The organism is Streptomyces lincolnensis (genome assembly GCF_021173675.1).
Classification (GTDB): domain Bacteria; phylum Actinomycetota; class Actinomycetes; order Streptomycetales; family Streptomycetaceae; genus Streptomyces; species Streptomyces lincolnensis_B.
Genome location: NZ_JAIHON010000014.1, coordinates 145555 through 158074 on the forward strand (window position 1 = coordinate 145555; position 12520 = coordinate 158074).

A 12520-nucleotide genomic window follows, 5' to 3' on the forward strand; every position below is an offset into this window, starting at 1 on the left:
GCGAGCGGAACGACTCGCGGGGTCCGCAGTGGCCGCGCGGGGCGCAGCGAAGGGGGATGGACATCATGGCCGCAGCCGTCACACACGATCCGCCGCCCACCGCCGGAGGGCGGCAGGGCAGGCCGTTGATCGTCACGGAGGACACCGAACTGCTGGACGACCTGCTGCGCCTGTGCGCGGCGGCGGGCGCCACACCCGAGGTCCACCACGGGGTACCGGAGGGCAGGGCCGGCTGGGAGACGGCACCGCTCGTCCTGGTGGGCGACGACGCCGCCCGGCGGGTGCGGGGGACCGCGCGCAGGGACGGCGTGGTGCTGGTCGGCCGTGACCAGGACGACTCCGGGATCTGGCGGCGGGCCGTCGAGATCGGCGCCGACCACGTCCTGATGCTGCCCGACGGCGAACAGTGGCTGGTCGACCGCATCGCCGACGTGGCCGAGGGCGTCGGCAGGCCCGCGCTGACCGTCGGCGTCATCGGCGGCCGCGGCGGGGCCGGGGCGTCCACGCTGGCCTGCGCCCTCGCCGTCACCTCCGCGCGCGAAGGGCTGCGCACGCTCCTCGTGGACGCCGACCCGCTCGGGGGCGGTCTCGACGTCCTGCTCGGCGGGGAGACGGCCGAGGGGCTGCGCTGGCCCGCGTTCGCCGCCTCTCGCGGACGGGTCGGCGGCGGAGCCCTGGAGGAGTCCCTGCCGCGGCTGCACGAGCTGCGGGTGCTCAGCTGGGACCGCGGTGACTGTGTCGCCGTCCCGCCCCAGGCGGTCCGTGCGGTGCTCGCCGCGGCCCGGCGCCGGGGCGGCACGGTCGTCGTCGACCTGCCCCGCCGTATGGACAACGGAGTCGCCGAGGTCCTCGCCCAGGTCGACGTGGGGCTGCTCGTGGTCCCCGCGGAACTGCGTGCCGTCGCCGCGGCAGGCCGTATGGCGTCCGCCGTCGGCATGGTCCTGCGCGACCTGCGGGTGGTGGTGCGCGGGCCGTACGCCCCCGGACTCGACGACCGCGAGGTGGCCCGACTGCTCGGGCTGCCGCTGGCCGGCGAGATGCCCGTGGAGACCGCCCTGCTGCGTCCGCACGGCGGCAAGGAACCTCCCGCCTCGGCCCCGCGCGGACCCCTCGCGCGCTTCTGCAAGGAGTTCTGGGAGCGGGCGTTGCTGGAGGCGAGGGCGGCGTGAGGACGAGCACAGGGGTTGGTGCAGGACGGGGGACGACCTCGGCGGGGTTGCTCGACGGGGTGCGGCAGTGGCTGGCCGAGAGCGGGGCCGAGGCGACGCCCGCGCGCGTGGCGCAGGCGCTGCGGGAACAGGGGCGGGTCCTCGGGGACGCCGAAGTACTCGGCGCGGCCGAGCAGTTGCGGTCCGAGCTGGTCGGCAGCGGCCCGCTGGAACCGCTGCTCGCCGATCCGTCGGTGACCGATGTGCTGGTCTCGGCCCCGGACCGGGTCTGGGTGGACCGGGGCGGCGGACTGGAGTTGACCGCGGTCTCCTTCCCGGACGCCGCAGCGGTACGGCGGCTCGCGCAGCGTCTGGCCGCGGTGGCCGGACGGCGCCTGGACGACGCGCGGCCCTGGGTGGACGCCCGGCTGCCCGACGGGACCCGGCTCCACGCGGTGCTGCCTCCGGTGGCCGTCGGCTGCACCTGCCTGTCGCTGCGCGTCGTCCGGCCGCGGGCGTTCACGCTCGACGAACTGGTGGCGGCGGGGACCGTGCCGCCGGGCGGGGACCGGGTGCTGCGGGCGTTGCTGGAGGCACGGCTGTCCTTCCTGATCAGCGGCGGCACCGGCACCGGCAAGACGACCTTGCTGAGCGCGCTGCTGGGGCTCGTCGGGCCGGACGAGCGGATCGTGCTCGCCGAGGACTCGGCGGAGCTCAGGCCCGACCACCCGCACGTCGTACGGCTGGAGAGCAGGCCCGCCAACCAGGAGGGCGCAGGACTGGTCACCCTCCAGGACCTTGTCCGGCAGGCGCTGCGGATGCGACCGGACCGGCTGGTCGTGGGTGAGGTGCGCGGGCCCGAAGTGGTCTCCCTGCTGGCCGCGTTGAACACCGGCCACGAGGGCGGCTGCGGCACCGTCCACGCGAACGCGGCGGCCGATGTGCCGGCCCGGCTGGAGGCCCTGGGCACGGCCGCGGGCCTCGACCGGGCCGCGCTGCACAGCCAGGTGGCGGCGGCCCTGGCGGTCGTCCTGCATCTGGTGCGTGACCGGGCCGGACGGCGGCGGATCGCCGAGGTGCATGTGCTGGAGCGGGATCCGTCGGGTCTGGTCCGGACGGTGCCCGCCTTGCGGTGGGGCGCGCGGGCGTTCGTCTCCGAGCGGGGGTGGGAGCGGCTGCGGGGGCTGCTGCGCACCGACACCGACTTCTTGGACGGGGGGCGGCGCGATGAGCGGGGCGAGTGAGATGTCGATGGGGGCGGCCGCGGTGTGCGTGGGAGCCGCCGTCTGGCTGCTGGGCGGACGGCACTCCGGGGCGCGGCGGGCGCAGTTGCTGCTCGCGGGCGGCGGGGTGGTGGGCGCCGGGCCGCCGCCCTGGCGGCACCTGGTCGGGGAGCTGCGGAGGATCCGGGGGCGACTGCGGGCCGAGTGGTGGTCGGCGGCGGCCGGGCTGGTGCTGGCCGTGCTCGGCGCCTCGGTCCTGCCGGCCGTCGCGGGGCTGGCCGGGGTGCCGCTGCTGCGGCGCGTGCGGCTGGCCCGGGAGGCGAGACGGGCGCGGGAACGGCGCGGGGACGCGGTCATCGCGCTGTGCGCGGCACTCGCCGGGGAGGTGCGCGCCGGACGGCAGCCGGGTGAGGCGCTGCTGTCGGCCGCCCGGGACTCCGGCGGGCTCGGTGACGTACAAGCGGCCGTGCTGGCCGCGGCCCGGTTCGGCGGCGATGTGCCGGGTGCGCTCGCGACGGCCGCGCGGGAGCCGGGCGCCGAGGGACTGCTGGGCCTCGCCGCGTGCTGGCGGGTGGCCGTGGACCAGGGCGCCGGCCTCGCGGCCGGACTCGACCGGCTCGAAGGAGCCCTGCGCGTCGAGCGGGACCAGCGTGCGGATCTGCGCGCCCAGTTGGCGGGTGCGCGGTCGACGGCGGTGATGCTCGCGGGGCTGCCGGTCCTGGGCCTGGCCCTGGGCACGGCTCTGGGCGCCGATCCGCTGCACGTGCTGCTGCACACCGGTGCGGGGGTCGGCTGCCTGCTCGTGGGTGGGGTGCTGGAGGGGCTGGGGGTGTGGTGGGCGGCGCGGATCGTGCGGGGGGCCGAGGAGGTGTGACGGGCGGGCGGGGAGCGGGGGTGGGCGTGCGGGGGTGGGCGTGCGTGTGGGCGTCGGCGGAGTCGGTTCGGGTCCGGCTCGGGTTCCGGTTCGGTTCGGTTCGGTTCGGTTCGGTTCGGTTCGGTTCGTGGCAGGAGGCGGTGTGAACGGGGAAGTTGTCCACAGGCTGGGGGTTGTTCTGGGGGCGGTGCTCGTCCTCGGGTGGTTGGTGCGCCGGGTGGCGGAGGCGCGGGGCGAACGGAGGATACGGCGGCGGCTGGCCGCGGTGGTGGCGGTCGCGGAGGTGCATCGGGCCGGTCCGCGCTTCGAGGTGCGGGAGCTCGTCCGGCGGTGGCTGCCGGTGGTGTGCGTGGCGGCTGCCGTGTGGATGCTCGTCGGCGGTGTCATCGGCGCGGTGGTCGGACCGGTTGTCGCGGCGGGCCTGTGGCGGTGGCACCTTCGGCAGGCGGTGACCGGAGCCGCTCGGGAGACCGAGGCCCGTGAGGCCGCTCGGCAACTGCCGCTCGCCGCCGATCTGCTGGCCGCCTGCATCACGGTTGGCGCAGGGCCGGTGATCGCGGCGCAAGCCGTCGGTGAGGCTCTCGGCGGCTCGGTCGGCGAAGGGCTGGCGCGCGGCGCAGCGGAGGTACGGCTGGGCGGCGAACCGGGAGAGGCGTGGCGACGGCTCGCCGCGACACCGGGGGCGGGCGACCTGGCGCGGCTGCTGGAACGAGCCGATGTCTCCGGGCTGCCCGCGGCCGGGCCCGTCGCCCGGCTCGCCTCCGACGCCCGCGCCGCGTGGGCACGCGACGCGACGGCACGGGCACGGCGGGCGGCCGTGATGGTCACCGCGCCGGTGGGGCTGTGCTTCCTGCCCGCCTTCATCACGGTCGGTGTGGTGCCCGTGGTGATCGGGCTGGCGGGGGGAGCGCTGGGAGGCGGAGGGGGTGGTGGATGACGGGGGTGGGTCGGTCGGGAGTGCGTCGGTCGGCAGGGAGTCGGTCGAGCAAGTGGTCAATCAACGGAACGGAAACCCACGGGGGTTGAGATGAGCAGGGCGATGAACGAAGCGATGCGCACGGCGACGAACAGGGCAAGGAACAGGGCGACGAACACCGCGATGTACAAGGCGGGATGGGCGCGGCTGCGTGCGCTGGTATGGGCGGTGTTCGGGGTGCGTGCGGCCCGGAAGGACGCGGGGATGGTCACGTCCGAGTACGCCATGGGAATCGTCGCGGCGGTGGCGTTCGCGGTGGTCCTGTACAAGGTCGTGACGAGCGGTCAGGTCAGCGCGGAGCTGCAGGGCATCGTGAAGCGGGCGCTCGATGCGGGCGTGTGAGCGGGGGAGAGGGGGCGGCGCGGGCCTGGGACGGGGATCGCGTCACCGCTCGGACTCCGGGTTCGTCACGATGGAGTCTGCCATGGTGCTGCCCGCGCTGGTGATGGTCGCGACGGCCTTGGTGTGGACGCTGTTGGTGGTGGCCGCGCAGATCCAGTGCGTGGACGCGGCGAGGACCGGGGCCCGCGCGGCGGCCCGGCAGGATCCCGACGGTGCGGTCGTCGCGGTGGCCCGAGGGACGGCACCGCGGGGCGCGAAGGTCACCGTCGTCCGGGAGGGCGGCCAGGTCCGGGTCGCTGTGCAGGCGAAGCCCCCGCTTCTGCACGGCCTGCCGTTCGAGGTACGGGAGGAGGCCGTGGCCTCCGTCGAGGCGGCGCCCCGGACCGCGGGTGAGACCCCGGAGGGGGTCGGATGAGGGCCGGTTGGAAGAAGGCGCGCTGGAGGAGGGCCGGTTGGCGGAGGGACGACTCCTCGGACCGTGGGTCCGCCACCGTCTGGAGTCTCGGGGTGATCGCCGTCTTCGGCGTGGTGTTCGTCGTCGTCCTCGCCCTCGGGCAGGCCGTGGTGAACCGGCATCGCGCCGCCGGCGGTGCCGACCTCGCGGCCCTCGCCGCGGCGGACCACTGGGCGGACGGCACCACGGGGGCCTGCGCCCGGGCGGACCGGGTGGCGCGGGCTCAGGGGACCCGGCTCGTGCGGTGCGTGCTCGTCGGCGAGACCTCCGACGTGACGGCGGCGGCGGGAGGGGGACCGTTCGTGACGGAGGTCAGGGCCCGGGCGGGACCTCCGGGGCCGGACTCGGACTTGGCGTCGAACTCGGCCCAGGCGTCGGACTCGATCCCCGGGCAGGGCTCGGTCCCGGCGCAGGACCCGCTCCCGGCGCCGGAGCCGTCTCCGGCGGACGCCCCGGCCGCTGCACCGGCTCCCGCGCGGGTTCCCGCTCCGGCTCCGGTTCCTCCCTGACCTGCTCTCCCGGCCTCTCCTCCGGCATTTCCCCCGGCTTCTCCCCCGGAGCCCCCCGCAACAACACCGTGAGCAGCCGTACCGCGCCCCTCTTGTGCAACGGGTCGTTGCCGTTGCCGCACTTGGGGGACTGGATGCAGGACGGGCAGCCGGCGTCGCACTCGCAGGAGGCGATGGCCTCTCGGGTGGCGGTGAGCCACTCGCGGGCGGTGTGGAAGGCCCGTTCGGCGAAGCCCGCGCCGCCGGGGTGGCCGTCGTAGACGAAGACGGTGGGCAGCAGCGTGTCGGGGTGGAGGGGGATCGACACCCCGCCGATGTCCCAGCGGTCGCAGGTGGCGAAGAGGGGCAGCAGGCCGATCGAGGCGTGTTCGGCGGCGTGCAGGGCGCCGCCGAGGATCTCCGGGTTGATCCGGGCGGCGTCGAGCTGGTCCTCGGTGACCGTCCACCACACGGCGCGTGTGCGGAGCGTACGAGGAGGGAGGTCGAGTTTCGTCTCGCCCAGTACCTCGCCGGTGATGAGCCGGCGGCGCAGGAAGGAGACCACTTGGTTGGTGACCTCGACGGAGCCGTAGCAGAGGCGTCCGTCGCCCCAGGGGACCTCGATGTCCGTCTCCAGGATGGAGATCGAGGTCGTGTCGCGGGCGATCGTCGAGTACGAAGGGCTCGCCTCCTCGACCAGGGCGACGGAGTCCTCCACATCGAGGGAGCGGACGAGATAGGTACGGCCCTGGTGGAGGTGGACCGCGCCCTCGTGGACGGAGGTGTGGGCGGCGCCGGCGTCGACCGTGCCCAGCAGCCGGCCCGTGCCGGTCTCGACGACCTGGACCGGTCGGCCGCCCTCGCCGCGGATGTCGGTGAGGTCGGCGGCCCGTTCCCGGCGGGTCCAGTGCCAGGCCCTGGTCCGGCGACGCAGCAGCTTCGCGGCCTCCAGCTGGGGGAGCAGTTCCTCGCAGGCCGGGCCGAACAGCTCCAAGTCCTCATCGGTGAGGGGTAGTTCGGCGGCAGCCGCGCACAGGTGCGGAGCCAGGACGTAGGGGTTGTCGGGGTCCAGGACCGTGGACTCCACGGGCTGCTGGAACAGCGCCTCGGGGTGGTGGACGAGGAAGGTGTCCAGGGGGTCGTCGCGGGCGACCAGGATGGCGAGGGCGCCCTGTCCGGCCCGTCCGGCGCGGCCGGCCTGCTGCCACAGGGACGCGCGCGTGCCCGGGTAGCCGGCGATCACCACGGCGTCCAACCCCGACACGTCGATGCCGAGTTCCAGCGCGGTCGTCGCGGCGAGGCCGAGGAGTTCGCCGGAATGGAGGGCCTGTTCGAGGGCGCGGCGCTCCTCGGGGAGGTAGCCGCCGCGGTAGGCCGCCACGCGCCGGGCCAGGGAGCGGTCGACCTCGGCGAGGCGTTCCTGGGCGATCACCGAGATCAGCTCGGCGCCGCGCCGGGAGCGGACGAAGGCCACCGACCGGACGCCCTGCACGGCGAGGTCGGTCAGCAGATCGGCCGTCTCGGCGGTGGCCGTACGGCGGACCGGGGCGCCCTTCTCGCCCTGCATCTCGGTGAGCGGGGGCTCCCAGAGGGCGAACACCAGTTCACCGCGGGGCGAGGCGTCGTCGGCCACCTCGACCACCGGGAGGCCGGTGAGACGGCCCGCGGCGACCGAGGGCCGCGCGGCGGTCGCGGAGGCCAGCAGGAAGACGGGAGAGGCGCCGTAGCGGGCACACAGGCGGCGCAGACGGCGCAGCACCTGGGCGACGTGGGAGCCGAAGACGCCGCGATAGGTGTGGCATTCGTCGATGACGACGTACTTCAAAGAGCGCAGGAAGGACGACCAGCGGGGGTGGGACGGGAGTATGCCCCGGTGCAGCATGTCGGGGTTGGTCAGGACGTAGTTGGCGTACTGGCGGACCCACTCGCGTTCCTCGACCGGGGTGTCGCCGTCGTACACGGCGGGGCGCACCGCGGTGCCCAGAGGTTGTGAAAGTTCCTTCACGGAACGGCACTGGTCCGCCGCCAGCGCCTTGGTGGGGGCCAGGTAGAGGGCGGTGGCGCCGCGGCCGTTGGGCGCCTCGGAGCCGTCCAGGAGGGTCGACAGGACCGGGACGAGGTAGGCCAGGGACTTGCCGGAGGCGGTTCCGGTGGCGACGACCACCGAGTCGCCGTCCAGGGCGTGCTCGGCCGCGAGGGCCTGATGGGCCCAGGGATGCGCGATACCGCATGCCTGCACGGCGGCGATGACCTCGGCTCGGATCCGGTCCGGCCAGACGGCATGGCGGCCCTCGCGCGGGGGCAAGTGCTCCGTATGAGTGATGCGCGAAGCCCGGCTCGGCCCCGCGGCGAGCCGGTCGAGGACCGTGCTCGGTGCGAGGCGGGACACGGGGTCCGCCGAGGGCTGATCGGATCGGTGATTCTTGGCCATCGGCACCGAGTGTGTCACCGGCGTGACGGACAATGGGACCAAGGCGTCGTGCACGCCTGCCGGTAAGTGATTGAATGCCATCGCGGCTGGCGAACCGTCCTGGGGGCTTCAAGCCGAGGTGTCCCGAGGGGCGACCGCTCGATAGCAAGGTGCTGGAGGATCCGTGGACCTGTCCCTGTCGACCGAGACCATCGGCGATCGCACGATCGTCAGGGTCGGTGGCGAAATCGACGTATATACCGCGCCCAAGCTGCGCGAGCAGCTGGTCGAGCTGGTGAATGACGGCAGTTTCCACCTTGTCGTCGACATGGAGGGCGTGGACTTCCTCGACTCCACCGGTCTCGGCGTCCTGGTCGGCGGACTGAAGCGGGTGCGCGCCCATGAGGGCTCGCTGCGCCTGGTCTGCAACCAGGAGCGCATTCTGAAGATTTTCCGTATCACCGGCCTCACCAAGGTGTTCCCGATCCACACCTCGGTCGAGGAAGCGGTTGCGGCAACCGACTGACCACCGCTCCGGGCGTGGCGCAAGGGTCCACGCCCGGACGGCCGACGTTGAAACAAGGGGGTCCGGGCTTTCGGCAGCCCGGTCCCCCGACCGCACGCCCGTAGTACCGAGGGGGATGCATGGCCACCGTTGAACTCCGTTTCAGCGCGCTGCCCGAGCACGTCAGGACCGCCCGACTGGTGGCGGCAGCGGTGGCGCGCAGGGCCGGGGTGGACGAGGCTGTCCTCGACGAGGTCAGGCTCGCCGTCGGTGAGGCCTGCACCCGTGCCGTCGGACTGCACCAGAACGGCGGCATCACCGCGCCGGTGAAGGTGCTGCTGATCGAGGAGGAGAAGCAGTTCTCCATCGAGGTCGGCGACGAAGCGCCGCGTCATGCCCCCGGCGACCGGGCCCCCGGTGCCGCGGGCGAGGACCCGGACGCGGAGATGGAGGAGGACGAGATGGGTCTCGCCGTCATCAGCGGACTCGTCGACGACGTGGAGGTCACGGCAGGGGAACACGGCGGGTCGATCCGGATGACCTGGCCGACCACACCGCCGGTCGCGGTGCTTCCCTGAGGCTGTACCTTCCGTCTCCCGTCGCTTGCGAGGGCCCCTGCTCAGCAGGGGCCCTCGTTGCATTTTCAAGAGCATTTTGAATTCGTGAAGGAATTCACGATCAATTTCTGATCAGTTGATCAGCCGATCGGGTGAAAATGCGTTCGAGGCGTTACCGGGATGCCCGCCGGTCTGATCTCCGATCTGATCTCCGGTCTGTCCGCAGGGTGTGGCAGATTCCGTTTACCGCGTACTGTTTTGATCAGGAACAGATCTCTAGACTCCGTCCACATCTTGAGCTCAGCCCAAGCGTCAAGGAGGACGAATGGCGGGGCTTTCTTCCCCAGATCAGCTTGACCACTCCACAGCCCTCGCGGCAGCGGTACTGACCGACGGCAACCGGGTCATGGTGTCGGTGATCGGCGTCGTGGCCCTGGCCGCCCTGGTGGTGGCCGGAGTCCTGGTACGCCAGGTACTCGCGGCGGGCGAGGGCACCGACAGCATGAAGAAGATCGCGACCGCGATCCAGGAAGGCGCGAACGCCTATCTGGCACGGCAGTTGCGCACGCTCGGCGTATTCGCCGTCGTCGTGTTCTTCCTGCTCATGGTGCTGCCCGCGGACGACTGGAATCAGCGCATCGGCCGATCGGTGTTCTTCTTGATCGGCGCGGCGTTCTCGGCGGCCACCGGTTATATCGGCATGTGGCTCGCCGTACGGAGCAATGTGCGCGTCGCCGCCGCCGCACGCGAGGCGACTCCGGCGGAAGGTGAACCGGAAAAAGATCTCACCGCCGTCTCGCACAAAGCGATGAAGATCGCATTTCGCACGGGCGGCGTCGTCGGCATGTTCACGGTGGGGCTCGGTCTGCTGGGCGCCTCCTGCGTGGTGCTGGTGTACGCGGCCGACGCGCCGAAGGTCCTGGAGGGCTTCGGTCTCGGCGCGGCGCTCATCGCGATGTTCATGAGGGTCGGCGGCGGCATCTTCACCAAGGCCGCCGACGTCGGCGCCGACCTGGTCGGCAAGGTCGAGCAGGGCATTCCGGAGGACGATCCGCGCAATGCCGCGACCATCGCCGACAACGTGGGCGACAACGTCGGCGACTGCGCGGGCATGGCGGCCGACCTCTTCGAGTCGTACGCCGTGACGCTCGTCGCCGCGCTGATCCTCGGCAAGGCGGCCTTCGGCGACTTCGGGCTCGCGTTCCCGCTGCTCGTCCCCGCGATCGGTGTGGTCACCGCGATGATCGGCATCTTCGCCGTGGCACCGCGCCGCAGTGACCGCAGCGGCATGTCGGCGATCAACCGCGGGTTCTTCATCTCCGCGGCGATCTCGCTGGTGCTGGTGGCGGTCGCGGTCTTCGTCTATCTGCCGTCGTCGTACGCGGACCTCGACGGCGTCACGGACCGGGACATCATCGGGCACGCCGGCGACCCGCGGGTCCTCGCGCTCGTCGCCGTGGCGATCGGCATCCTGCTCGCCGCCGTCATCCAGCAGTTGACCGGGTACTTCACGGAGACCAACCGCCGTCCGGTCAAGGACATCGGCAAGAGCTCGCTCACCGGCCCGGCCACCGTTGTCCTCGCCGGTATCTCCGTCGGCCTCGAATCGGCCGTCTACACCGCCCTGTTGATCGGCCTCGGTGTCTACGGGGCGTTCCTGCTCGGCGGTACGTCCATCATGCTGGCGCTGTTCGCGGTGGCGCTGGCCGGCACCGGCCTGCTCACCACGGTCGGCGTGATCGTCGCGATGGACACCTTCGGGCCCGTCTCCGACAACGCGCAGGGCATCGCCGAGATGTCCGGCGACGTCGAGGGCGCGGGCGCGCAGGTGCTCACCAACCTGGACGCGGTGGGCAACACCACCAAGGCCATCACCAAGGGCATCGCCATCGCCACCGCCGTCCTGGCGGCGGCGGCGCTCTTCGGGTCGTACCGTGACGCGATTCTCACGGGCGCGCGGGACGTCGGCGAGAAGGTGTCCGGCGACGGCGCGCCCATGAGTCTGATGATGGACATCTCCCAGCCCAACAACCTCGTCGGGCTCATCGCGGGCGCGGCGGTCGTCTTCCTCTTCTCGGGGCTCGCCATCAACGCCGTGTCGCGGTCGGCGGGTTCCGTGGTCTACGAGGTGCGGCGGCAGTTCCGCGAGCATCCCGGGATCATGGACTACAGCGAGAAACCGGAGTACGGCAAGGTCGTCGACATCTGTACGAGGGACGCGCTCCGGGAACTCGCCACGCCCGGGCTGCTCGCCGTGATGGCGCCGATCTTCATCGGGTTCACGCTCGGCGTGGGCGCGCTCGGCTCGTATCTCGCGGGCGCGATCGGTGCGGGCACGCTGATGGCGGTGTTCCTGGCGAACTCCGGTGGCGCCTGGGACAACGCCAAGAAGCTCGTCGAGGACGGCCACCACGGCGGCAAGGGCAGCGAGGCCCACGCCGCCACGGTGATCGGCGACACGGTCGGCGACCCCTTCAAGGACACCGCGGGTCCGGCGATCAACCCCCTGCTGAAGGTGATGAACCTGGTGGCGCTGCTCATCGCGCCCGCGGTCATCAAGTTCAGCTACGGCGACGACGAGAACCTCGGTGTGCGGATCACCATCGCCGTGCTGGCGTTCCTGGTGATCGCCGGCGCGGTCTACGTCTCCAAACGGCGCGGGATCGCCATGGGTGACGAAGACAACGCCGACCGGAAGTCCAAGTCGGCCGATCCGGCAGTGGTTTCGTAGGCGGGTTCTTCCGAGGCCCAGTTCAAGGGGCGGGCGGGCGGCGCGAATTGACGCGCCGCCCGCCCGCCTTGTGCGTGTGCGCGCCCTGGCCGTGAGCCTTCTCTCTCTTGGTGCAAATGGCTTCAATGATGGGCATAAGGGATGCTCGGCGTGAGGGTGTCGTCCCCTTGGCGTGTATGTTCCGGGGCCGAGAGCCATGGAAGGGACCAATCCGGTGAACAAGAAGCTCGCGGCCGCACTGTCCGGCGGTGCGGTACTGGTACTGGCGCTGTCCGGATGCAGCAGTGACGACAGCAGCGAAAAGCTGAACTCCTGGGCCAAGGACGTCTGCGACGCCGTACAGCCGCAGGCCAAGAAGATCGCGGCCGCCAACGCCGCGATCCAGAAGGAGACCTCGGACAACAGCACGCCGGACCAGGTCCAGAAGACCGACGCGCAGGCCTTCCAGGACATGTCGGACGCCTACAAGGCGATCGGGGCCGCCGTGACCAAGGCCGGGGCGCCGGACGTCGAGAACGGCGAGAAGAAGCAGCAGGACGCGGTCAAGGAGCTCAACGGGCTGTCCACGTCGTACGCCTCCCTCAAGGCGCAGGTCGACAAGCTCGACACCAAGGACCAGGCGAAGTTCGCGGACGGCCTCAAGGACATCGCGACCTCGCTGGACAAGCTGAGCCAGACCGGGAACGACGCCCTGAAGACCCTGGAGGAGGGTGACGTCGGCAAGGCGATGGCCAAGCAGGAGAGCTGCAAGTCGGCCTCCTCCACGCCGTCGGCGACCACCGGCTGAGGCGGCGCGCCTGCACCGGCTGAGG

Annotated in this window: 11 protein-coding genes and 1 pseudogene; 11 read left to right on the forward strand and 1 reads right to left on the reverse strand. The window is 72.3% G+C overall.

What is annotated here, in order from left to right:
* The first annotated feature begins 56 nt into the window (after positions 1-56).
* The 7 genes and pseudogenes from ssd to K4B79_RS36300 all read left to right on the forward strand — a co-directional run.
* On the forward strand, positions 57-1169 hold the full coding sequence (gene ssd / locus K4B79_RS36270) for a septum site-determining protein Ssd (protein WP_374208551.1): 1113 nt from the start codon (positions 57-59) through the stop codon (positions 1167-1169).
* The gene (locus K4B79_RS36275; RefSeq protein ID WP_232031678.1) at positions 1166-2392 is read left to right on the forward strand and encodes a TadA family conjugal transfer-associated ATPase; all 1227 of its coding nucleotides are present in this window, start codon (positions 1166-1168) and stop codon (positions 2390-2392) included. The genes ssd and K4B79_RS36275 overlap by 4 nt, the downstream gene beginning before the upstream one ends.
* Entirely contained in the window at positions 2376-3245 is an 870-nt protein-coding gene (locus tag K4B79_RS36280; RefSeq protein ID WP_232031679.1) for a type II secretion system F family protein, read from the forward strand. The genes K4B79_RS36275 and K4B79_RS36280 overlap by 17 nt, the downstream gene beginning before the upstream one ends.
* Positions 3246-3387: 142 nt before the next feature.
* Positions 3388-4182, forward strand: coding sequence for a type II secretion system F family protein (locus K4B79_RS36285; RefSeq protein ID WP_232031680.1), 795 nt, complete (start codon positions 3388-3390; stop codon positions 4180-4182).
* 162 nt (positions 4183-4344) lie between these two features.
* Positions 4345-4563: a DUF4244 domain-containing protein gene (locus K4B79_RS36290; RefSeq protein WP_232031788.1), complete on the forward strand. Its 219-nt coding sequence runs from the start codon at positions 4345-4347 to the stop codon at positions 4561-4563.
* Complete coding sequence (locus K4B79_RS36295; RefSeq protein ID WP_374208552.1) at positions 4550-4978, forward strand: TadE family type IV pilus minor pilin; 429 nt, start codon at positions 4550-4552, stop codon at positions 4976-4978. Before K4B79_RS36290 ends, K4B79_RS36295 begins: the two co-directional genes overlap by 14 nt.
* Positions 4975-5289, forward strand: a pseudogene (locus tag K4B79_RS36300) (Rv3654c family TadE-like protein); the annotation flags it as partial. The gene K4B79_RS36295 and the pseudogene K4B79_RS36300, both read left to right, overlap by 4 nt.
* A gap of 40 nt (positions 5290-5329) precedes the next feature.
* On the opposite strand, the gene K4B79_RS36305 reads toward K4B79_RS36300, so the two are convergent.
* Positions 5330-8017 (reverse strand): DEAD/DEAH box helicase, encoded by a 2688-nt coding sequence (locus K4B79_RS36305; protein WP_232031682.1) that lies wholly within the window; start codon positions 8015-8017, stop codon positions 5330-5332.
* Between the two features lie 82 nt (positions 8018-8099).
* On the opposite strand from K4B79_RS36305, the gene bldG reads away from it, so the two are divergent.
* From bldG to K4B79_RS36325, 4 genes are all read left to right on the forward strand, one after another.
* Positions 8100-8441, forward strand: a complete 342-nt coding sequence (gene bldG, locus K4B79_RS36310) for an anti-sigma factor antagonist BldG (RefSeq protein ID WP_024885807.1) — start codon at positions 8100-8102, stop codon at positions 8439-8441.
* A 119-nt stretch (positions 8442-8560) separates the two neighbouring features.
* Positions 8561-8998, forward strand: coding sequence for an ATP-binding protein (locus K4B79_RS36315; RefSeq protein WP_232031683.1), 438 nt, complete (start codon positions 8561-8563; stop codon positions 8996-8998).
* Between the two features lie 304 nt (positions 8999-9302).
* Positions 9303-11708: a sodium-translocating pyrophosphatase gene (locus K4B79_RS36320; RefSeq protein ID WP_232031684.1), complete on the forward strand. Its 2406-nt coding sequence runs from the start codon at positions 9303-9305 to the stop codon at positions 11706-11708.
* 196 nt (positions 11709-11904) lie between these two features.
* Positions 11905-12495, forward strand: a complete 591-nt coding sequence (locus tag K4B79_RS36325) for a small secreted protein (RefSeq protein ID WP_232031685.1) — start codon at positions 11905-11907, stop codon at positions 12493-12495.
* Positions 12496-12520 lie beyond the last annotated feature (25 nt).

Bases quoted from the DNA above. Each gene is read 5' to 3' on its own strand.
- ssd (WP_374208551.1), top strand. From the start codon at position 57: ATGGACATCATGGCCGCAGCCGTCACACACGATCCGCCGCCCACCGCC.
- K4B79_RS36280 (WP_232031679.1), top strand. From the start codon at position 2,376: ATGAGCGGGGCGAGTGAGATGTCGATGGGGGCGGCCGCGGTGTGCGTG.
- K4B79_RS36290 (WP_232031788.1), top strand. From the start codon at position 4,345: ATGTACAAGGCGGGATGGGCGCGGCTGCGTGCGCTGGTATGGGCGGTG.
- K4B79_RS36295 (WP_374208552.1), top strand. From the start codon at position 4,550: ATGCGGGCGTGTGAGCGGGGGAGAGGGGGCGGCGCGGGCCTGGGACGG.
- K4B79_RS36305 (WP_232031682.1), bottom strand. From the start codon at position 8,017: ATGGCATTCAATCACTTACCGGCAGGCGTGCACGACGCCTTGGTCCCA.
- K4B79_RS36315 (WP_232031683.1), top strand. From the start codon at position 8,561: ATGGCCACCGTTGAACTCCGTTTCAGCGCGCTGCCCGAGCACGTCAGG.
- K4B79_RS36320 (WP_232031684.1), top strand. From the start codon at position 9,303: ATGGCGGGGCTTTCTTCCCCAGATCAGCTTGACCACTCCACAGCCCTC.
- K4B79_RS36325 (WP_232031685.1), top strand. From the start codon at position 11,905: ATGGAAGGGACCAATCCGGTGAACAAGAAGCTCGCGGCCGCACTGTCC.